This is a genomic window from Mesoflavibacter zeaxanthinifaciens subsp. sabulilitoris, from assembly GCF_014191595.1.
GTDB classification, from domain to species: domain Bacteria; phylum Bacteroidota; class Bacteroidia; order Flavobacteriales; family Flavobacteriaceae; genus Mesoflavibacter; species Mesoflavibacter zeaxanthinifaciens.
On sequence record NZ_JACHWV010000005.1, the window covers coordinates 169,811 to 190,364 of the forward strand.

The following is a 20,554-nucleotide window of genomic DNA, read 5'->3' on the forward strand; positions in this document are numbered from 1 at the left end:
TTATATTTACATAATGTCCCTATCGGATTTGTTATATTTACCCTATGTTTTTAAAGCGCGTTTTAACAATATTAATCTTCTTTTTTTACTTGTGTTCTTACGCTCAAGACGAAATTGTTGCAAATGAATATTTTAAAAACGGCGAATTTGAAAAAGCACTTTCTAGCTACAAAAGGCTTTTTAAAGACAAGCCTAACAACACTAACTACTTACTTAAAATAGTTGAAATTGAGCAAGAATTAGAGCTGTATAAAGAAGCAGAACAAAGACTTATTAAAGCTTTAGAAACAAATAAATCTCCAAATTTATTAGTAGAACTTGGTTACAACTATCAATTACAAAAAGATACAATTAACGCTAATAAAAACTATCAAAAAGCCATAGCTACACTAGAGCAAAGACCTACAAATGCCTACAGCATAGGTCGTGTATTTCAAAATCATTCATTGTTAGAAGAAGCAATTCAAGCATACACAAAAGCTATGCAATTACAACCTAGCTTAAACTTTAATTTGCAATTAGCACGTATCTATGGAGAGCAATCTAACATAGAAAAAATGTTTGATAGCTATTTAAGTTTTATCTCTGCAAATCCAACGTATCTAGACACAATAAAGCGATATATAAGCGAATTTATCACAGAAGATAGTGACAACGAAGGCAATATTATCTTAAGAAAAACCTTGCTGAAAAAAATACAGCAAAATCCAGATTTGATGTGGAACGAAATGCTAAGCTGGTTATTTATTCAGCAAAAAGACTACAACAAAGCATTTGCCCAAGAAAAAGCCATTTATAAAAGACAACAAGAAAGTTTAGATCGTGTTATAGAACTTGGATTTATTGCTAAAAATAATAAAGATTACGAGATGGCTATTTCTATTTTTGAATATGTTGTAGAAACATCTCAAGAGATTTCAACTAAGTTAGAAGCACAACTAAAAATTATAGAATTAAAGACCGAAATAGCTTTACCAAAAGACTATAATGATATCGAAAAATCGTACACTTCAATTTTAGAGCAATACGGTAAAACACCTCAAACTTTAAACATTCAAAAGTCTTATGCTCATTTTTTAGCCTTTTATTTAGAGCAGCCTGAAGAAGCTATTTCAATATTAAAAAACACGTTAAAATATAATATTCCTGAGATTTATTTAGCCGAAGTCAAACTTGAACTTGGTGATATTCTAGTATTTCAAGAGAAGTTTAATCAAGCTTTAATTTATTACACTCAAATTCAACGTAACTTAAAAAACAGTCCAATTTCTCAAGAAGCTAGATTTAGAGTTGCAAAAGCTAGTTATTATAAAGGCGATTTTAAATGGGCAGAATCTCAGCTAAAAATTTTAAAAGCATCTACATCACAACTAACCGCTAATGATGCGTTAGATTTAAAACTGTTAATTAGTGATAACCGTGCTGAAGACAGTACACAAACTGCATTAAAAAAATACGCTAAGGCAGATTTGTTAGCATTCCAAAATAAAAATAAGCCAGCAATAGCTATTTTAAACGATATTTTAAAAGCGCATAAAACCGAGGTTATTGTTCCTCAAGCTTTACTTAAACAAGCTGAATTATTTGAAAAAGAACACGATTACGACAGCGCCAAAGCTAATTACCTGCGCATAATTAAAGACTTTAAAGACAGTATTCTGTTAGACAATGCACTTTATAATTTAGCTGAATTATTAAACAACACTTATAACCAACCCGAAGAAGCAAAACCCTATTACGAAACGATTCTTTTTGATCATCCAGATAGTATTTTTTATGTAGAGGCGCGTAAAAAGTTTAGAAAACTTCGTGGTGATGATATTAACTAAAAAAAACAAAATGATTATATATAACGTAACCGTAAACATAGACGACTCTGTGCATAACGAGTGGCTAACTTGGATAAAAGAGCATATACCGCAAGTATTAGCCACAGGAAAATTTACAGAAGCAAAACTAACCAAGGTTTTAGTAGAAGAAGAAATGGGCGGACAAACCTACTCTATTCAATATCGTGCACATTCCAAAGAAGCATTACAAGATTATTATGCTAATCATGCAGAACAACTAAGACAAGATGGATTACAAAAGTTTGCAGATAAAATGCTTGCTTTTAGGACAGAACTTGAAGTTATAGACGAGTATTCTGTAGATTTTAAATAATCTAAATTTCATTATAATTTTAAAACTTTCAAAAAAAATTATGTCTAAAAACCATAAAAATAAAACCGAAGTCAAAGCCAAAAAGTTTTTAGGTCAACATTTTTTGGAAGACGAAAGTATAGCTCAAAAAATAGCAGATGCCTTAACCTTAAACGGTTACGATAAAGTATTAGAAATTGGTCCAGGAATGGGCGTACTAACCAAATATTTACTAGAAAAACCAATAACAACTTATGTTATTGAAATAGATACAGAAAGTGTAGATTATTTAAAAAATAACTATTTGCATTTAGCGCCACGTATTTTAGAAAAAGACTTTTTAAAATACAATTTAAAAGAAACTTTTGGGGACCAACCTTTTGCAATATCGGGTAATTTCCCTTATAATATTTCTACACAAATTGTGTTTAAAACTTTAGAAATGCGCGACCAAATTCCAGAATTTTCTGGAATGTTCCAAAAGGAAGTTGCCAAGCGTATATGCTCTAAAGAAGGCTCTAAAGTATACGGCATTCTTTCTGTATTAACCCAAGCATTTTATGATGCAGAGTATTTATTTACTGTGCCACCAAACGTTTTTAATCCGCCACCAAAAGTAGATTCTGGTGTGTTGCGCTTAATAAGAAAAGACAATTATAGTTTACCGTGTGATGAAGCTTTATTTTTCAAGGTTGTAAAACAAGCTTTTCAACAACGTCGCAAAACACTTCGTAACAGTTTAAAAACCTTCAATTTGTCTGATAATTTAAAAGCAAATAGTATCTTTGACCAGCGTCCAGAACAATTAAGCGTTGATCAATTTATAACGCTTACCCAATTAATTGAAAACGACAAATAATATCTGCGTTTGGAAGAAAAAGAAAACATACAATTTCAGTTAACAGATCAGCTTATAGAACAAGTAGAAATTCTTATCGAACAAAAAAATGATAAAGAATTAAAAAAACTACTTGACGAATACCATTATGCTGATATTGCTGAAATACTAGATGAAGTCGATCTAGAAGAAGCAATGTATGTGATTAAGCTTTTAGATTCTGAAACAACTGCAGATATCTTAATGGAGCTTGATGAAGACAATCGAGAGAAAGTCTTAAGAAATCTTTCTGCAAAAGAAATTGCAGAAGAAATTGAAGAGCTAGATACCGATGACGCTGCAGATATTATTGCCGAATTACCAGAAGAAAGACAGTACGAAGTCATCTCTAAAATTGAAGATTTAGAGCACAAAGCCGAAATTAAAGAACTTTTAAAGTATGACGAAGATACTGCTGGTGGATTAATGGCAAAAGAACTTGTAAAAGTTTACGAAACTTGGACGGTAGCCGGTTGTTTACGTCGTATACGTGGTCAAGCAAAAGATGTTACACGCGTACACTCGATTTACGTTGTAGATAAACAAGAAAAACTAGTAGGTAGACTTTCTTTAAAAGATTTAATTACTGCCAAAAGCGAACAAAAAATCGCAGAACTTTCTAACGCAAATGTAGACTATGTTTTTGTAGATGAAGAAGCAGAAGAAGTGGCAAGAATAATGCAAAAATATGACTTAGAAGCAATACCGGTTATAGATCAAGAACGTACTTTATTGGGTCGTATAACCATTGATGATATTGTAGATGTTATTCGTGAAGAAGCCGACAAAGATTATCAAATGGCAGCAGGTATCTCTCAAGATGTAGAGGCAGATGATAGTATATTCAAATTAACACGCGCACGTTTACCTTGGCTTCTAATTGGTGTTGTCGGTGGTATTGGTGCAGCAAGTATTATAGATAGTTTTAGTGGTAATTTAGGACCATATATTATCCTTCTTAGTTTTGTTCCATTAATTCAAGGTACTGCTGGTAATGTTGGCGTACAATCTAGTGCAATTATTGTACAAGGTCTTGCAAATGGTAGCATTGGCAACAATGTATTTAAAAGACTTTTAAAAGAATTACTTTTAGGCTTAGTTAATGGTATAGCAATTGGCTTATTAGCATTTATTATCACTCATTTTATATTTGGTGCGCCATATAATGTATCTTTTACCATTGGTATTGCCTTAATCACTGTAATTATTATGGCTGCATTAATAGGCACATTTATCCCAATTTTTTTAGATAAAAAAGGAATAGATCCAGCAGTAGCAACAGGACCTTTTATAACAACAAGCAATGATATTTTTGGTGTGTTTTTATACTTTTTAGTCGCCAAAATAATTTTAGGATTTTAACTAAAATGAAAATTTTACACTTAGACACTAATCACCCTTTATTACTTAATCAACTTAATGATTTAGGTTTTATTAATGATGAAGATTATACCTCATCAAAAGAGGAAATCAAGCTAAAAATTAAAGATTATGATGGCTTTATCATAAGAAGCCGATTTAGTATTGATAAAACATTTTTAGACGCAGCAACCAATCTTAAATTTATAGGTCGCGTTGGTGCTGGATTAGAAAATATAGATTGTGATTATGCCGAAAGTAAAGGTATTACACTAATTTCTGCTCCAGAAGGCAACCGTAATGCTGTTGGAGAACACAGTTTAGCTATGCTTTTATCTTTGTTTAATAAATTAAATAAAGCAGATAACGAAGTACGTAACGGTAAATGGCTACGCGAAGATAATAGAGGTATCGAACTTGATGGAAAAACTGTCGGACTTATCGGTTACGGTAATATGGGTAAAGCATTTGCTAAAAAACTTCGTGGTTTTGATGTCAACGTTTTGTGTTATGATATAAAAGATAATGTAGAGGATGAAAATGCTACACAAGTGTCTTTACAAAAACTTCAAGAAGAAGCAGATGTTTTAAGTCTTCACACACCAGAAACGCCTTTAACTATTGGTATGGTCAACCAAGACTTTATTAATAATTTTAAAAAACCATTTTGGTTAATAAATACCGCAAGAGGTAAAAGCGTCGTAACTTCAGATTTAGTAAGTGCTTTAAAATCTGGCAAAATTTTAGGTGCTGGATTAGATGTTTTAGAATATGAAAAAGCATCTTTTGAAAGTTTATTTTCTTCAACTTTACCAGAAGCATTTCAATATTTAATAGAAGCACAAAATGTAATTCTTTCACCACATGTAGCAGGTTGGACTATAGAAAGTAAAGAAAAACTTGCGCAAACAATCGTAAATAAAATAAAAGCAAAATTTTGCTAACTTAGTGTTTCAATAAAACACTAAATGACATACGACGCAAAAACACCCGAAGATTACATAAAACAAGTCCCTGAAGATAGACAAGACGCTTTAAAAAAACTTCGTAAAACAATAAACGACAATTTACCTAATGGGTTTAAAGAGTGTATAAACTACAACATGATTGGTTATGTTGTACCTCACGAGATTTATCCAGATGGGTACCATTGTGATCCAAAATTACCATTACCTTTTATGAGTTTTGCTTCTCAAAAAAACTCAATTAACTTTTACCATAGCGGTATTTATGCAAAACCAGAATTACATAACTGGTTTGTCAATGAATATCCAAAGCATAATAAACGTAAACTAGATATGGGAAAAAGCTGTGTTAGGTTTAAAAAAATAGACGAAATTCCTTATGATTTAATTGCAGAACTAGTACAAAAAATGACAGTTGAAGAATGGATTTCAATCTATGAATCCGCATTAAAGAAAAAATAAAATGAAAAAAAGAGTTACAGGAATTGGAGGTTTATTCTTTAAAACCAAAGACCCAAAAGCGACAAAAGATTGGTATCAAAAACATTTAGGATTTAATACCGACGATTACGGTTGTACTTTTTGGTGGAAAGATGAAGCAGGTAATAAATGCTCTACACAATGGAGTGCTTTTGATCAAGATACCAAATATTACGAACCCTCAAAAAAAGACTTTATGTTTAATTATAGAGTCGAAAACCTAGAAGAACTACTAAAGGTTTTAAAAGAAGAAGGCGTAACAATTATTGGTGAAATGGAAACCTATAGTTATGGAAAATTTGGTTGGATTATGGATAATGATGGTAATAAAATAGAATTATGGGAACCAATTGATAGTGCTTTTGAAAAATAACCAATTAAAATACAAAACCAATGAGCGAAGACAACAAAAACCTAGAAGATAAAGCTGAAGAGCTAAATAATACTACCAAAAACACAGAACAAGCTAAAGAAAAAATAGACCAGTTTACAGAAAAAGCTGAAAATAAGTTTGAAGATATAAAAGCAGACGCAAAAGACACTTTTGAAAAAGCCAAAGCAAAAGCAAAAGAATTTGTAGAAGAAGATGCTAAAGAACTTTATGATGAGGCTAAAGAAAAAGCATCTAAAATAGCAGATGAAGCTGAAGAAAAACTAGACGAACTTAAAGACGATGCTAAAGCAGCTTATGAGAAAGCTAAAGCAAAAACAACCGAGTTTATTAATGAAGATGCAAAAGAGTTTGTAGACGAAACTAAAGAAAAGGTATCTAAATTTGCAGATGAGGCAGAAGAAAAATTAGATGAGCTAGCAGAAGATGCTAAAGAAGTTATTGAAGAAACTACTAAAAAAACTAAAAGCTTCTTTCAAAGGTTGTTTGGTAAAAAGTAAAAATCATGAAGTCTAGACTAATGTTTAGACTTTTATTTTATTTAATAAAATTGTAATATTGCAATATCACGTTTATAAATAATTAAACTATGGGTTTTACTAAAAAACATATTTTTACAAATCAAATAAACACTATTGCTAACTATACAAAAGTTATTGGTCATCCAGCACGTGTTGCTATCATACAACACATTAGCGAAAATAAAGACTGTAATTGCAACGATTTAGTAAAAGCTATTGGTTTAGCACAACCAACAATCTCTCAACATCTTGCAGAAATACGTAAAACAGGTTTATTAAATCAAAAAGTAAAAGGTAAAAACTTATACTACACTATTAATAAAGGTCAGTTAAATGAGTGTAGACGTGTTGTTAATGACTTTTTTGTAAAAACGCAGGTAAACTGTTCCAAATAACTACTCATTTTCACTTTGCTCTGACAACTTACGCTCAAGTTCTTCTTGAAACTCTTCCATTACCGGTCTAACTGTGCTTTCTGGTAAGTCGGCAATCTCTATATACATTAAACCGTCTACTGAGTTATTAAACAAAGGATCTACATTAAAAGCTACTAATCGTGCATTTTGTTTGATGTATTTTTTAAGTAGTACTGGTAAGCGTAATGCGCCTGGTTCAATCTCGTCAATAATTTTATCAAACTTATTTAAGTCGGCTTCAGTAGCATCAAACACAAAATCTTTATCTGCATCTTTTAGTTTGACCTTAAATTCTTTTTTAGGTCTAACGTATTGCGCTATATAAGGATCATAGTAATGCGATTTCATAAACTCGATCATCAAAGATTTTGAGAAGTTTGAAAATTGGTTACTAATACTTACGCCTCCAATTAAATATTTATGTTCAGGATAGCGTAATGTTGTGTGTACAATACCTTTCCAAAGTAAAAATAAAGGCATTGGTTTTTGTTGATACTCTTTAATGATAAATGCACGACCCATTTCTATAGATTGGCTCATCATTTTATACAATTCTGGCTCAAATCTAAACAGATCCTGAAGGTAAAAACCATCAATACCGTAAGTGGCAAAAATTTTAGATCCTAATCCCATACGATAAGCACCTGCTATAACATTAGCTTCATTATCCCATAAAAACATATGGTGATAATAAGTATCAAAACTATCTAAATCTATAGCTTCGTTTGTTCCTTCTCCTACTTCTCTAAAAGTAATTTCACGTAAACGACCTATCTCACGTAACAAGTTGGGCATCTTATCTGCAGATGCTAAAAAGACCTCATAATTTTTACTAGTTAGCAATCTTAAATCGGCATCTCGCAATGCATTAACTTCTGCAATCATAGTTTCTTGACTTACAGGAGTTACGATTTTTTTTGGCGGTCTTATACTTTTAGGAGACTTTAATGTAGATGAAATTGTCTCTATTATCTTCTCTTTAGGCTCAAAAGAGTTAGAAAGCATATAGGTTTTTCGTCTTAAAAATTCTGAAAAATCTGCTAGACTTTCATGTTCGTTTTGGTCTGCTACAGAAACTGGTCTACCTATTCTTACTTTAATAACACGTCTTTTCTGTGTCAATAATTCTGAAGGTAATTTTGCTGTTCTAAACGTGTCACTAATCTTAGATAGTTTATAAAAAAGATTGCTGTTTTTGGCGTGAAAATAAATTGGAACAACTGGCACATTAGCTTTTTGCACCAACTTCATTGCGGCTTCTTCCCATGGTTTATCAACCATTAATTTTTCATCCTTATAGGTTGATACTTCTCCTGCTGGAAAAATCCCTAAAGGATGACCTTCTTTTAAATGCATTATGGCATGCTTAAAACCAGATATGCTTGACTTTACATCTTTCCTGTCTTCAAAAGGATTAACAGGCATGATGTAAGGTTTTAATGGCTCTATACGATGCAGTAAAAAATTGGCTATAATTTTAAAATCTTTGCGTTGTTCTAACATCAATTTTAACAACAAAATACCATCAATACCTCCTAATGGGTGGTTAGACACAGTAATGTAAGCTCCATCTTTTGGTAAACGTTTTAGATCTTCTTCAGGAATTTCAAATTTAATTTGAAATTCATCCAAAATACTATCTAAAAAATTTAAATCTTTTAGGTGCTTATTTCTATCGTATATTTTATTTAATGTAGAAATTTTTAAAACTTTCATTAAAAGCCATCCAACAAAAGCACCTAAAAACCCATATTTATCAAGTTTTATAGCAGACGAAACTTCTTTAGCAGTGACTAATCCCATTTATTTTTTTAAAGTTAATGCCCACAAAAGTAAGCAAACATTTATTTAGTTACTATTTGTACCGTATTTTGATACATTTGTTTTAATAAAATCGTTTTTCCTTTCTCTAATTTCTGTATTGCTTGCTCATTATAATGTCTAATTGTAAATAGTGATACATTATCGTGACAAGTTACTTTAAATTTAGCTTTTAGATGAAGTAATAACGGCTCTAAGTTATTATAATTGTTTTCAAAACAAACCGAAAAACTTATAGCTGAGTTTTGAATAACATCTACTTTCATTTTGTATTTGGACAACAAGTTAAAAATTTCGCTGATATTTTCTTCTACCACGTATGAAAAATCTAAGGTAGATAATGATATTAAAACTTGATTTTGTTTTAAAATGAAACATGGTACTACGGGATCAATACCTTTAAACTTTTTAACTACTGTACCATTATTTTGTGGTTGTATAAAAGACTTTACATGTAACGGTATTTCTTTACGTTGTAGTGGTTGTAATGTTTTAGGATGTATTACTGATGCGCCATAGAAAGCTAACTCTATTGCTTCTGTATAAGAAATTACATTTAATAATTGTGCATTTTCAAAATATCTTGGATCTGCATTTAATACGCCTGGCACATCTTTCCAAATGGTTACACTTTCTGCATTTAAACAATAGGCTATAATTGCTGCAGTATAATCACTTCCTTCTCGACCTAAAGTAGTCGTAAAATTGTTCTTGTCGCTTCCTAAAAACCCTTGTGTAATATTTAATTGCTTAGTATTTATATAAGTTAAAATGTTAGTCTGAGTTTGATCCCAGTTTACATTTGCACGTCTGTAATAATCGTCTGTTTTTATTAATTGTCTTACATCTATCCAATTATTTTTATAGCCAACTTCATTTAAATAGGCGCTTATTATGGTTGTAGACACTAACTCTCCATAACCTATAACTTGATCATAAACAAAATTGTAATCTGGAGATTTATTGGTTTTTAAAAATGCTTTTAACTCTTCAAAGAGTGTTTTTACAGTATTGAAAACAGCATGTCTTTCGTTTTCAAATAAATCAATGATAATTTGATTATGGTATTTTATAACGTCTTGTAAATCAGCTTGTAGTTCTGCTTGATTGTTAAAATAATTGCCAATTACAACTTCCATTGCATTGGTTGTCTTTCCCATTGCAGAGATAACAATCAGTGTGTTTTCATGTCCAACCTCTTCTAATACAGATACTAAATTTTTTACACCTAAAGCATCTTTAACAGATGCTCCACCAAACTTAAATACTCTCATTTATAATTTTTCTATATAGTTTTTTATGGCGTCTCCTTCTAATTGAGCTAAATACCAATCTTTTAATATTTTAGCTCCTTGTTTTTCATAAAAATTAATAGCACTTGTATTCCAATCTAAAACTTCCCAACAAATACGTTGTACACCTTGACTGTAACCGTATTTAATAACCTCATCAAGCAGTAATGTACCTAAGCCTTGTCCCCTAAACTCTTGTTTTACTATTAAATCTTCTAGATGAACAGTTTTTCCTTTCCATGTAGAAAATCTAAAATAAATTAAGGCTATTGCTACGATTTCTTGTTCGCTCTCGGCTACAAAACAAGTAAATAAAGGGTTTTTACCAAAACCGTGTTCTATTAAATCTTTTTCTGTTACAATTACAGCATCTGGCTCTTTCTCAAAAACAGCTAATTCTTTTATTAGCTCTAATACTTTTGGCATGTCAGATTGCTTTGCAAAACGAATATTAAATTTCATCTTAAAAAGTTTTATTCAAATATAGTCTAAACAGATTATAGACCATAAAATTAATTTAAACGAAAACGTTGTAGTTTATTGAAAATTCTATGATATTTGTATCCAAATATAAGCTTCATGTCTAAAAAAAATCAAACCTTAGGTGAATTTATTATCGAAAACCAATCCTCTTTTAAGTATTCTTCTGGAGAGTTATCTAGACTAATAAACTCTATTAGACTTGCTGCAAAGGTTGTAAATCATGAAGTAAACAAAGCTGGACTAGTCGATATTATTGGCGCTGCTGGCGACACGAATATACAAGGAGAAGATCAACAAAAACTAGATGTATACGCAAATGATAAGTTTATACATACATTAACTAACCGAAACATTGTTTGTGGAATTGCTAGTGAAGAGGAAGACGACTTTATTAGCATAAACAGTCAAGATTCTAACAACCAAAACAAATATGTAGTCTTAATAGATCCTTTAGATGGCTCTTCAAATATAGATGTTAACGTTTCTGTTGGAACCATTTTTTCAGTGTTTAGGCGTGTTACACCTGTTGGTACACCTGTAACTATAGAAGATTTTTTACAGCAGGGTAACAAACAAGTTGCTGCTGGATACGTGGTTTATGGTACATCTACAATGTTAGTATATACAACTGGTCACGGTGTAAATGGCTTTACGCTAAACCCAGCAATTGGTACGTTTTACTTATCGCATCCTGATATGCAATTTCCTGAAGATGGAAATATATACTCTGTAAACGAAGGTAATTACATTCACTTTCCGCAAGGTGTAAAAAACTACATTAAGTATTGCCAAATGGAAGAAGGCGATAGACCTTACACCTCAAGATATATTGGATCTTTAGTTTCAGATTTTCATAGAAATATGATTAAAGGCGGAATTTATATGTATCCAAAAAGCTCAAAAAATTCTAACGGAAAACTACGTTTATTATACGAGTGTAATCCTATGGCATTTTTAGCAGAACAAGCTAATGGTAAAGCTAGTGATGGTTATACTAGAATACTTGACATTACCCCAACAGAGCTGCACCAACGCGTACCTTTTTTCTGCGGAAGTAAAAATATGGTATTAAAAGCTGAAGAGTTTATGCAAAACGCTTAACTGGTAGTTAAATAACTATTTTTTTGCTATTTTTATCTCCTTAAACTATCAACATGGCAAAACAAGATAAAAATCAAGAAAATATGGCGCCAAACGCTGTAGATGCTAGCTCAAAAATTGACGCTATAAAACAGCTTATTTTTGGAGAAAACATGCAAGCTTACGATAGTGAGTTTGAAACTCTAAAAAAAGATATACTTAACAAAAAAGAAGAATTAGAGCAATTAATAGACGAGGTTAAAACAGAGCTACTTCAAAATATTGATAATTTAAGTACAGACGTAAACATACGTATTACAGAGCTTGAAGCTTCTCTTGAAGAAAAAACAGACGCTTTAGAAGAGAAAAAAGTAGACCGTAAACTTCTGGGTGAACTTTTCACAAAGCTTGGTGAGAAGATTAGTCAATAAAATTGACTCTATAAATGACTCAAGACGATAAATTACAAATCTTAAAAGACATCTTATTAAAAGATGAGCACGAGTATGCATTATCGCTTGAACAAAAACTAAAAGATCTTGAAGCAGTAATAAACCAACAACCCAATTTATCAAAAAAAATTAATCCAATAATTGACGATAAATTACAAGAGTTTGTTGAAGAAATACCTGAAACATTAGGACCTACAATTACAGAAACTTTAAAAGCAGAGATTAAAAACTCTCAAGATGCTGTTGTAGAAGCTTTATACCCTATTATGGGTAAAATGATAAAAAAGTATGTGCAAAAAGAAATACAACTTTTATCCGAAGCTATTAACAATAAAATGAATAACACCTTTTCTTTTGAGTCTTTAAAACGAAGGTTTAGAGCAAAAAGAAGCGGCGTATCAGAAGGTGATATAATCCTCCAAGACCACTTTAAACCAACCATAGAGCAGATTATGGTTATAGAGCAAGGTTCTGGTATTGTAACTTCAGAATATTCAAAAACCCAAAACATAGACCAAGATACAGTTGCTGGTATGCTTACTGCAATTAAAAGTTTTGCAGAAGATGCTTTTCAAGCTGAAACTCAAAATTTAGAATATATAGAATATGAAAACTATTATATTCACCTTCAAAACTTTTCTAATTACTACATTGCTGTAGTAATATCTGGAGCATTTACAGCCACATTTAGAAACAAACTAGAGGATAAGTTATTAGATTTTGCTCAAAATGTTATAAATAAAACAGACTTAGAAAATAGTAGTATTTTAGCAACAAAATTAAAAGCACAATTTGAACATGAAATTATCTAAAAAAGTTGTTTTAATAGGGCACTTTGGTGTAGGAAAATCGTCCTTAATTAGACGCTTTGTAGAAAACACTTTTACAGAAGATTATAAAGTCACTATTGGTGTACATATCTTAAAAAAAGATATTCAAATTCCAGAAACCAACAAAGACGTTACTCTAGTTATTTGGGACTTAGAAGGTAATGATGATATTACCAACACAAGACCATCATATCTTATTGGAACACATGGTTTTATTTACGTGTTTGACTTAACAAGACCAAACACCTATAAAAACTTAGAATTTGACTTAAATTATATAAAAGAACGTTATCCTAACTTACCTGTTAAAGTTATTGGCAACAAAAAGGACTTAGTTACAAACGAGTTTATTAAAGAAAATAAAGAGATTTTTAAACAGTATGTAGACTTATATACAAGTGCAAAAACTGGCAAAAATGTAGAAGAGGTTTTTAATCAACTAGCTAAATCTTTAGTTTAAACATAAAACATTCTTAAAATGTTAGAAGAGTATAAAAAAAATTACGCACAATCTGTAAATCAATATTTAATTGTAGATACAGAAGGCAACATTAAAGAATCTGATGATGTTATCTTTAAAAAAATAGAAGGTAAACATATATCAGATATTCATCCTTTTTTTGAAAGTCTAACAGCTACATTAACCGAAAAAAACAAAGATTTAGTATTTTCTTGTATTCACCTTAATAATGAAGAAGGCAATACTATAATAACAGATATTATTGTAAAAACTTTTGATGGTAAAAAACCACCATTAATTGTTATCCTAGATTTAACGGTACACTACAATAACTACCAAACTACAGCACAGGTAAGGAATGAGTCGGTAATAAACTCTCAAATACTAGAACTAAAAAACGAGTATTTAAAAGAAAAAGAAGCTTTTAAAAATGCATTCATAGCAAATTTTAATCATGAATTAAGAGATCCAATAACAGGTATTTTAACTTTTTCTGAGATTTTAAAAAAGACAGGATTAACGGATGAGCAAACTAACTATATAAAAGTCATGGACTCTTCTACTAACTACTTAAAGCAGTTAATAGAAGACATACTAGACATATCTAAAATAGAATCTGGAAAAGCAGAAATTATCTTAGAACCATTTAATCTACATGAATTATTAGACGAAATAGCTCAAATACACAAAATTAATTCTGAAAAAAAAGGTTTAGAATTTATTACTGATTTTAATAGCAATTTACCACAAATAGTTGGTGGTGATAAGATGAAGCTAAGACAAGTTTTAAGCAACTTATTAAGTAATGCTATTAAATTTACAGAAGTAGGAACAATTACTTTTAAAGCTTCATTAAATCAAACAAGAGCAAGAAAAGCTAATATTCATTTTGAAATTTCTGATACTGGAATAGGAATACCAGAAGAAGATCAAAACTCAATTTTTGAAAGTTTTAAACAGCTTAACCATTCATATAAATATACTGGATCAGGCTTAGGACTTGCTATTGCAAAACATTATGTAGAGTTAACCGGAAACAAAATAACAGTAGATTCTACAGTAGGAAAAGGCTCTACATTTTCTACTAATTTAAACTTTAGAATATACCCAAGTTACAAATTAGAAAAATCTAATAATGAAGAAACTTCTTTTATAGAATCTGATAAAAAATACAATATTCTGTTGGTAGACGATTCAGAAATCACTCAGTTATCAGTTCTTAAAATACTTGCTTCTAAGGGTAATTACTTTTTAGATATTGCCACAAAAGGAGAAGATGTCATACCAAAAGTAACAAACTATGATTCTCCTGTAGATTTAATCCTTTTAGATATTAAATTACCAGATATAAATGGTGATGAAGTAGCAAAACTAGTAAGAAAATTACCAGAGAGAGAGCATAAAAAAACGCCTATTATAGCCTTAACAGCTAGAGTATTTAAGGATGATTTAAAAAAATATAAAAAAGCAGGTATTAATGATGTTGTAAAAAAGCCTTTTGATGAAGATACCCTTTTAACCAAAATAAGAGAACATCTAAAATAAAAAAAAGCAAGCGTTATGCTTGCTTTTTTTATGTATTTCAAAAACTATTTTATCTATTCATAGTTTTAATTTCTTCCATAAAAACCTCTAGATCTACTCCGTTTTTAACAAGCTCTAAAGCTTTATCTGCAACGTATTTAGAATTACTAGACTTAAAACCTAAACCAACACAAAGACGCTCTAACATAGCCATTTGGTTTTCTCCTTCAATTTGATCTACCCAAACCATTCTAGCTAAATCGTATAAACGCTCTAAACGCATATCATAAGAAGTTGGTGGGTTTATAGGATGAGATTTATAATCCTTTAATATTAACTTATAATCTTCTTCGCTAATATCTAAATTACGTGCTAATCTATCTAAAAACGCCTTTTCTTCTTCTGTGATAATACCATCACTCATAGCAACTCTTACAATTGCAGCAAAATGATCTTCATTTCGCTTCTTAAACCCACTATCAAATAAATCTGAAAATGACATACTTTTTAATTTTAATTCACTGCAAATATAGTTAAACCTTGCTCCTTTTAAAATTAAAAAGTTTCTTTTTTTAACATGTATACTTAATATTATTAAAACCAATATAATTATTTTATTTTCAATATTTTAAGTCATTTTTTAGAGTTTATTTTCATTAGCATTGTTAATATCAGATTAAATTAATTAATCAGAAAGCTTTTAAAAAATCTAAGCCTTATATTTGCAAAAAATTCTATTTAAGGTGAGTAAATCTAACATCTCGCAAGCCTATTTACAATCTTTGCAAACGCAAAAATTGCAAACTGCTATTGCCCTACCTAAAAGTAAATCGCACGTTAAAGGATTAGTAGGATCTTCGGTTTCGTTTATAATTTCACAAATTTTTAAACAATCCGATTTACCATTTTTACTAATATTTCAAGATAAAGAAGAAGCTGCTTTCTATTTAAACGATTTAGAACATTTAATAAATAAAAACGATGTTTTATTTTATCCAGGAAGCTATCGCAGACCTTACCAAATTGAAGAAACAGATAACGCCAACGTTTTACTTCGTGCAGAAGTTTTAAACCGTATAAACTCACGTAAAAAACCTGCTATAATTGTTACGTATCCAGATGCGCTTTTTGAAAAAGTTGTGACTAGAAAAGAGCTGGAACGTAATACACTAAAAATTACCGTAAACGATAATTTGTCTATAGATTTTGTAAACGAAGTCTTGTTTGAATACAAATTTAAACGTGTAGATTTTGTTACCGAACCTGGAGAATTTTCGGTACGTGGTGGTATTGTAGATGTGTTTTCATTTAGTCACGACCAACCATATCGTATAGAATTTTTTGGTGACGAAGTAGACAGCATTCGTACCTTTGATGTAGAAACACAATTATCTACAGAGCAAATTAAAAAAATTAGTATTATTCCTAATGTTGCTAATAAACTAATTGAAGAAAAAAGGCAAAGCTTTTTACAATACATCGCTCAAAAAACAGTTGTTTTTGGGAAAAATTTCGATTTAACTTTTAACAGAATAGACGATTTTTTCAATAAAGCTCAAACTGCATTTAACAACTTATCTACCGAGCTTAAACACGCCAAACCAAATGAGCTTTTTTCAAATTCTGAAACCTTAAAGAAAGAATTATTAGATTTTAACATCGTAGAATTTGGGACAACATCTGTTTTTAAAGCAGAGCAATTTGTAAAGTTTGACACTGTACCTCAACCTGCATTTAATAAACAATTTAATTTATTAATAGATAATTTAAATGCTAATCACGATAAAGGTTACACCAATTATATTACTTGCGTAAGCGAGCAACAAGCAAAGCGTTTTCATGATATTTTTGAAGACGTTGATGGCAATGTACATTATCAAACAATTGTACAACCTTTATATCAAGGTTTTATAGATCACGACTTAAAAATGGTGGTTTATACAGATCACCAAATTTTTGAACGCTACCATAAATTTCATCTTAAAAATGGCTATGCAAAAAAACAAGCCATTACCTTAAAAGAACTTACAAATCTAGATATTGGCGATTATGTTACGCATATAGATCATGGTATTGGTAAGTTTGGCGGACTACAAAAAATTGATGTAGATGGTAAAAAACAAGAAGCTATAAAATTAGTGTATGGCGAGCGTGATGTTTTATACCTAAGCATTCACTCTTTGCATAAAATAACTAAATTTAATGGTAAAGATGGTGCGCCACCAAAAATCTACAAATTAGGTAGTAAAGCTTGGAAAACCCTTAAAGAAAAAACCAAATCTAGAGTTAAGCACGTTGCTTTCAACTTAATAAAACTATATGCAAAACGTAAGTTAAAAAAAGGATTTCAATATAAACCTGATAGTTATTTACAGCATGAGTTAGAAGCTTCATTTTTATATGAAGATACGCCAGATCAAGTTACTGCTACTGCAGATATTAAAGCCGATATGGAAAGCGAAAGACCAATGGATAGATTGGTTTGTGGCGATGTTGGTTTTGGTAAAACCGAAGTCGCTATTCGTGCTGCCTTTAAAGCTGTAGATAATGGTAAACAAGTTGCGGTTTTAGTCCCAACTACTATCCTAGCCTTTCAGCATCATAAAACCTTTAGCGAGCGTTTAAAAGAATTTCCGGTAACGGTAGATTATGTAAACCGTTTTAAAACTGCAAAAGAAAAACGCATCACTCTAGAAAAACTAGAAAAAGGTCATGTAGATATTATTATTGGCACACATCAATTGGTTAATAAAAGCGTTAAGTTTAAAGATTTAGGACTTTTAATTGTTGATGAAGAACAAAAATTTGGTGTTGCTGTTAAAGAAAAACTTAAAAGCATAAAAGAAAACGTAGACGTACTTACGCTAACTGCTACACCAATACCGCGTACACTTCAGTTTAGTTTAATGGCTGCAAGAGATTTATCGGTAATTACAACGCCGCCACCAAACCGTTACCCAATAGAAAGTCATGTTATTCGTTTTAGTGAAGAAACTATTAGAGATGCTGTTAGTTACGAGATAGAACGTGGCGGACAAGTATTTTTTATCCATAATCGTATTGAAAACATTAAAGAAGTTGCAGGTATGATTCAACGTTTAGTGCCTGATGCAAAAATTGGTGTTGGTCACGGACAATTAGAAGGTAAAAAGCTGGAAGAACTTATGCTAAACTTTATGAATGGAACTTTTGATGTTTTAGTAAGTACAACCATTATAGAAAGTGGTTTAGACGTTTCTAATGCCAATACTATTTTTATTAATAATGCGAACAATTTTGGGTTAAGTGATTTACACCAAATGCGCGGTCGTGTCGGACGAAGCAATAAAAAAGCTTTTTGCTATTTTATTACTCCAGATTATCACGCTATGACAACAGATGCCAGAAAACGTATTCAAGCATTAGAACAGTTTTCTGAGCTTGGTAGCGGATTTAATATAGCAATGAAAGATTTAGAAATTCGTGGTGCAGGAGATTTACTTGGTGGCGAACAAAGTGGTTTTATAAACGAAATTGGTTTTGATACCTACCAAAAAATCTTAAATGAAGCTATTGAAGAGCTTAAAGAAAACGAATTTAAAGACCTTTACAACGAGCCTGAAGAGAAAAAGCAATACGTTAAAGATATTACAATCGATACCGATTTTGAACTACTTTTCCCAGACGATTACGTAAATAGCATAACCGAAAGGTTAAACCTGTATACCACTTTAAACAACCTAAAAACGGAAGACGAGTTAACTACTTTCGAAAATCAATTAATAGATCGTTTTGGCGAGTTACCAACTCAAGTAGTAGACTTGCTTAACAGCGTTAGAATTAAATGGATAGCTACAAAAATAGGTGTAGAAAAAGTAATCATGAAAAAAGGTAAACTTATTGGTTACTTTATTAATGATCAAAAAAGCGGATTTTACCAAAGTAATTACTTTACAAAAGTGTTACAATACGTGCAAACGCATCCACAAACTTGTAAAATGAAAGAAAAACAAACACGTAACGGTTTACGTTTATTACTTACCTTTGATAATATAAAAACAGTAGAAAAAGCACTTCAGGTATTAAAACCAATTTTGGAATAATTTTTGAAACTTGATAAAAAAATAAAACCCATGAATAAAAAGTTATTTTTTGTATTTGCTATAATTCCATTTTTTGCATTAGCACAACATACCATAAAAGGGAAATTCCCAAATACAGACGATTTTAAATTTGCCTTTCTATATCAAGTAACAACACAAACCAGCAAATTTGTAAATAATGCCGAAATAAAAGAAGACGGTTCATTTAGTTTTACTTTAGACAAAAATCAACCTGCAGGTACATACCGCATCGTCTACAATCAACCACAAGATCGATATAATTTTGACTTTTTATATAATAATGAAGATATAGAATTGACTTACGACTTTGACAATGGTCTAACCTTTATTAAATCTGAAGAAAATAAGCTTTGGAACTCTTACAATAAAAGCATTCAATTAGTCGCAAATAGTCTTAACAACTTTTACCTAAAAGGAGAAAACAACGAAGAAGATTTTAATAAAATCATACAAATTTTACAAAATACACAGTCAGAATTTGAGAAAGCAGCAGAAGGCAAAATGGCATTAAACTTTATTACTGCAAGTAAGCCATATATCCCTACTAAATATGTAGATGCGCAAACATTTTCAGAACTAGCAAAAGCAGAATATTTTGACCATATCAACTTTAGCAATCCTATTTTACAAAACTCAAACTTTCTTATAGAAGCTACTTTAAACTATATTTTTAATTTTATAGACCAAGACCAAGCCAATGCTTCATACATAAAAAATATTGATACTGCTGTAAAAGCTATTGGCAATAACCCTAAGGTAAAAAAAGTAATATTAGAAGTATTATATTCTCAATTTGCTTATGAAAATATAGAACCAGTAGCCAATCATATAGCAACAAAATACTTATTAGATATAGCAAAAGCAGATAACGATACAGAATTAATAAAAGATCTTACTAATTTTAAAAATGCATCAATAGGTCATAAAGGTTACAATTTTGATATTGTAATTTATGATGAAAACGGTAAAGCTACCGTAAAAAAAATGCATGATTTAGACGAAGCTGAAAACTACCTAATTATATTCTGGAGTACAACATGTTCTCATTGTTTAGAAGAAATTCCGCAACTACATAACTACGTAAAAACAATAGATCAAAAACAATTAAAAGTTATAGCTATTGCATTAGATGAAGACCGTTACCGCTGGAAAGACATGACTTACGATTTTCCAGAATTTTATCATGTTTTTGGAGAAGGAAAATGGGATAACCAAATAGGTAACAACTATAATGTTAAAGCTACACCAAGCTATTTTATACTTGACAAAGACAAAGTAATTATTAAAAAACCTTATGATTTTGAAGCTTTTAAAGATTATTTTTCTAAAACATTAGAAGAATAGTTATCTTTAAAATC

The 20,554-nt window shown here is 30.6% G+C and carries 20 protein-coding genes; 16 read left to right on the top strand and 4 right to left on the bottom strand.

The window, feature by feature from the left end:
• Positions 1-44: 44 nt before the first annotated feature.
• The 9 genes from FHS04_RS08965 to FHS04_RS09005 all read left to right on the top strand — a co-directional run bounded on the left by FHS04_RS08965 (position 45) and on the right by FHS04_RS09005 (position 7,130).
• Complete coding sequence (locus tag FHS04_RS08965; RefSeq protein WP_106677304.1) at positions 45-1,829, top strand: tetratricopeptide repeat protein; 1,785 nt, start codon at positions 45-47, stop codon at positions 1,827-1,829.
• Positions 1,830-1,839: 10 nt separating this feature from the next.
• On the top strand, positions 1,840-2,163 hold the full coding sequence (locus FHS04_RS08970) for a DUF4286 family protein (RefSeq protein ID WP_106677507.1): 324 nt from the start codon (positions 1,840-1,842) through the stop codon (positions 2,161-2,163).
• A gap of 40 nt (positions 2,164-2,203) precedes the next feature.
• On the top strand, positions 2,204-3,001 hold the full coding sequence (gene rsmA, locus FHS04_RS08975; protein ID WP_106677302.1) for a 16S rRNA (adenine(1518)-N(6)/adenine(1519)-N(6))-dimethyltransferase RsmA: 798 nt from the start codon (positions 2,204-2,206) through the stop codon (positions 2,999-3,001).
• A 9-nt stretch (positions 3,002-3,010) separates the two neighbouring features.
• Positions 3,011-4,381, top strand: coding sequence for a magnesium transporter (mgtE, locus tag FHS04_RS08980; RefSeq protein ID WP_221184974.1), 1,371 nt, complete (start codon positions 3,011-3,013; stop codon positions 4,379-4,381).
• Positions 4,382-4,386: 5 nt separating this feature from the next.
• Positions 4,387-5,322, top strand: a complete 936-nt coding sequence (locus FHS04_RS08985; protein ID WP_106677300.1) for a 2-hydroxyacid dehydrogenase — start codon at positions 4,387-4,389, stop codon at positions 5,320-5,322.
• Positions 5,323-5,346: 24 nt separating this feature from the next.
• Positions 5,347-5,805, top strand: coding sequence for a DUF1801 domain-containing protein (locus FHS04_RS08990; RefSeq protein ID WP_106677298.1), 459 nt, complete (start codon positions 5,347-5,349; stop codon positions 5,803-5,805).
• A 1-nt stretch (position 5,806) separates the two neighbouring features.
• Positions 5,807-6,196 (top strand): VOC family protein, encoded by a 390-nt coding sequence (locus tag FHS04_RS08995; RefSeq protein ID WP_027879562.1) that lies wholly within the window; start codon positions 5,807-5,809, stop codon positions 6,194-6,196.
• Between the two features lie 20 nt (positions 6,197-6,216).
• The gene (locus FHS04_RS09000) at positions 6,217-6,714 is read left to right on the top strand and encodes a hypothetical protein (RefSeq protein ID WP_106677296.1); all 498 of its coding nucleotides are present in this window, start codon (positions 6,217-6,219) and stop codon (positions 6,712-6,714) included.
• A gap of 89 nt (positions 6,715-6,803) precedes the next feature.
• Positions 6,804-7,130 (top strand): ArsR/SmtB family transcription factor, encoded by a 327-nt coding sequence (locus FHS04_RS09005; RefSeq protein WP_106677294.1) that lies wholly within the window; start codon positions 6,804-6,806, stop codon positions 7,128-7,130.
• On the opposite strand, the gene FHS04_RS09010 is transcribed toward FHS04_RS09005, so the two are convergent.
• The 3 genes from FHS04_RS09010 to FHS04_RS09020 are packed head-to-tail and all read right to left on the bottom strand — an operon-like array spanning position 7,131 to position 10,726.
• Positions 7,131-8,954 (bottom strand): GNAT family N-acyltransferase, encoded by a 1,824-nt coding sequence (locus FHS04_RS09010; RefSeq protein ID WP_106677292.1) that lies wholly within the window; start codon positions 8,952-8,954, stop codon positions 7,131-7,133.
• A gap of 41 nt (positions 8,955-8,995) precedes the next feature.
• Positions 8,996-10,246, bottom strand: coding sequence for an aspartate kinase (locus tag FHS04_RS09015; protein WP_106677290.1), 1,251 nt, complete (start codon positions 10,244-10,246; stop codon positions 8,996-8,998).
• Complete coding sequence (locus FHS04_RS09020; RefSeq protein ID WP_106677287.1) at positions 10,247-10,726, bottom strand: GNAT family N-acetyltransferase; 480 nt, start codon at positions 10,724-10,726, stop codon at positions 10,247-10,249.
• Positions 10,727-10,843: 117 nt separating this feature from the next.
• Here FHS04_RS09020 and fbp point away from each other — a divergent pair, with 117 nt between their 5' ends.
• From fbp to FHS04_RS09045, 5 genes are read left to right on the top strand one after another with little or no spacing between them, the layout of a single operon-like run.
• A complete protein-coding gene (gene fbp / locus FHS04_RS09025) occupies positions 10,844-11,848 on the top strand; it encodes a class 1 fructose-bisphosphatase (protein WP_027879567.1) in 1,005 nt (334 codons plus the stop codon).
• A 53-nt stretch (positions 11,849-11,901) separates the two neighbouring features.
• Positions 11,902-12,258: a hypothetical protein gene (locus FHS04_RS09030; RefSeq protein WP_027879568.1), complete on the top strand. Its 357-nt coding sequence runs from the start codon at positions 11,902-11,904 to the stop codon at positions 12,256-12,258.
• A gap of 14 nt (positions 12,259-12,272) precedes the next feature.
• Positions 12,273-13,091, top strand: a complete 819-nt coding sequence (locus tag FHS04_RS09035) for a cell envelope biogenesis protein OmpA (protein WP_106677285.1) — start codon at positions 12,273-12,275, stop codon at positions 13,089-13,091.
• Positions 13,078-13,569 carry a Rab family GTPase gene (locus tag FHS04_RS09040; protein ID WP_027879570.1) on the top strand — a complete coding sequence of 164 codons (492 nt, stop codon included), beginning with the start codon at positions 13,078-13,080 and terminating at the stop codon, positions 13,567-13,569. The genes FHS04_RS09035 and FHS04_RS09040 overlap by 14 nt, the downstream gene beginning before the upstream one ends.
• An 18-nt stretch (positions 13,570-13,587) precedes the next feature.
• Positions 13,588-15,114, top strand: a complete 1,527-nt coding sequence (locus FHS04_RS09045; RefSeq protein WP_106677283.1) for an ATP-binding protein — start codon at positions 13,588-13,590, stop codon at positions 15,112-15,114.
• A gap of 49 nt (positions 15,115-15,163) precedes the next feature.
• Here FHS04_RS09045 and FHS04_RS09050 read toward each other — a convergent pair whose 3' ends face one another.
• A complete protein-coding gene (locus tag FHS04_RS09050; protein WP_106677281.1) occupies positions 15,164-15,595 on the bottom strand; it encodes a tellurite resistance TerB family protein in 432 nt (143 codons plus the stop codon).
• A 241-nt stretch (positions 15,596-15,836) separates the two neighbouring features.
• Between FHS04_RS09050 and mfd the strand changes: the two genes are divergently transcribed.
• Entirely contained in the window at positions 15,837-19,175 is a 3,339-nt protein-coding gene (gene mfd, locus FHS04_RS09055; RefSeq protein WP_106677279.1) for a transcription-repair coupling factor, read from the top strand.
• 30 nt (positions 19,176-19,205) lie between these two features.
• A complete protein-coding gene (locus FHS04_RS09060; RefSeq protein ID WP_106677277.1) occupies positions 19,206-20,540 on the top strand; it encodes a TlpA family protein disulfide reductase in 1,335 nt (444 codons plus the stop codon).
• Positions 20,541-20,554: the final 14 nt, after the last annotated feature.

What these genes read in the sequence shown, in the direction of transcription:
- rsmA (WP_106677302.1), top strand. Translation starts at nt 2,204, where the DNA reads ATGTCTAAAAACCATAAAAATAAAACCGAAGTCAAAGCCAAAAAGTTT.
- FHS04_RS08990 (WP_106677298.1), top strand. Translation starts at nt 5,347, where the DNA reads ATGACATACGACGCAAAAACACCCGAAGATTACATAAAACAAGTCCCT.
- FHS04_RS09000 (WP_106677296.1), top strand. Translation starts at nt 6,217, where the DNA reads ATGAGCGAAGACAACAAAAACCTAGAAGATAAAGCTGAAGAGCTAAAT.
- fbp (WP_027879567.1), top strand. Translation starts at nt 10,844, where the DNA reads ATGTCTAAAAAAAATCAAACCTTAGGTGAATTTATTATCGAAAACCAA.
- FHS04_RS09010 (WP_106677292.1), bottom strand. Translation starts at nt 8,954, where the DNA reads ATGGGATTAGTCACTGCTAAAGAAGTTTCGTCTGCTATAAAACTTGAT.
- FHS04_RS08985 (WP_106677300.1), top strand. Translation starts at nt 4,387, where the DNA reads ATGAAAATTTTACACTTAGACACTAATCACCCTTTATTACTTAATCAA.
- FHS04_RS08965 (WP_106677304.1), top strand. Translation starts at nt 45, where the DNA reads ATGTTTTTAAAGCGCGTTTTAACAATATTAATCTTCTTTTTTTACTTG.
- FHS04_RS09020 (WP_106677287.1), bottom strand. Translation starts at nt 10,726, where the DNA reads ATGAAATTTAATATTCGTTTTGCAAAGCAATCTGACATGCCAAAAGTA.
- FHS04_RS09015 (WP_106677290.1), bottom strand. Translation starts at nt 10,246, where the DNA reads ATGAGAGTATTTAAGTTTGGTGGAGCATCTGTTAAAGATGCTTTAGGT.
- FHS04_RS08995 (WP_027879562.1), top strand. Translation starts at nt 5,807, where the DNA reads ATGAAAAAAAGAGTTACAGGAATTGGAGGTTTATTCTTTAAAACCAAA.
- FHS04_RS08970 (WP_106677507.1), top strand. Translation starts at nt 1,840, where the DNA reads ATGATTATATATAACGTAACCGTAAACATAGACGACTCTGTGCATAAC.
- FHS04_RS09060 (WP_106677277.1), top strand. Translation starts at nt 19,206, where the DNA reads ATGAATAAAAAGTTATTTTTTGTATTTGCTATAATTCCATTTTTTGCA.
- FHS04_RS09030 (WP_027879568.1), top strand. Translation starts at nt 11,902, where the DNA reads ATGGCAAAACAAGATAAAAATCAAGAAAATATGGCGCCAAACGCTGTA.
- FHS04_RS09045 (WP_106677283.1), top strand. Translation starts at nt 13,588, where the DNA reads ATGTTAGAAGAGTATAAAAAAAATTACGCACAATCTGTAAATCAATAT.
- FHS04_RS09035 (WP_106677285.1), top strand. Translation starts at nt 12,273, where the DNA reads ATGACTCAAGACGATAAATTACAAATCTTAAAAGACATCTTATTAAAA.
- FHS04_RS09050 (WP_106677281.1), bottom strand. Translation starts at nt 15,595, where the DNA reads ATGTCATTTTCAGATTTATTTGATAGTGGGTTTAAGAAGCGAAATGAA.
- FHS04_RS09005 (WP_106677294.1), top strand. Translation starts at nt 6,804, where the DNA reads ATGGGTTTTACTAAAAAACATATTTTTACAAATCAAATAAACACTATT.
- FHS04_RS09040 (WP_027879570.1), top strand. Translation starts at nt 13,078, where the DNA reads ATGAAATTATCTAAAAAAGTTGTTTTAATAGGGCACTTTGGTGTAGGA.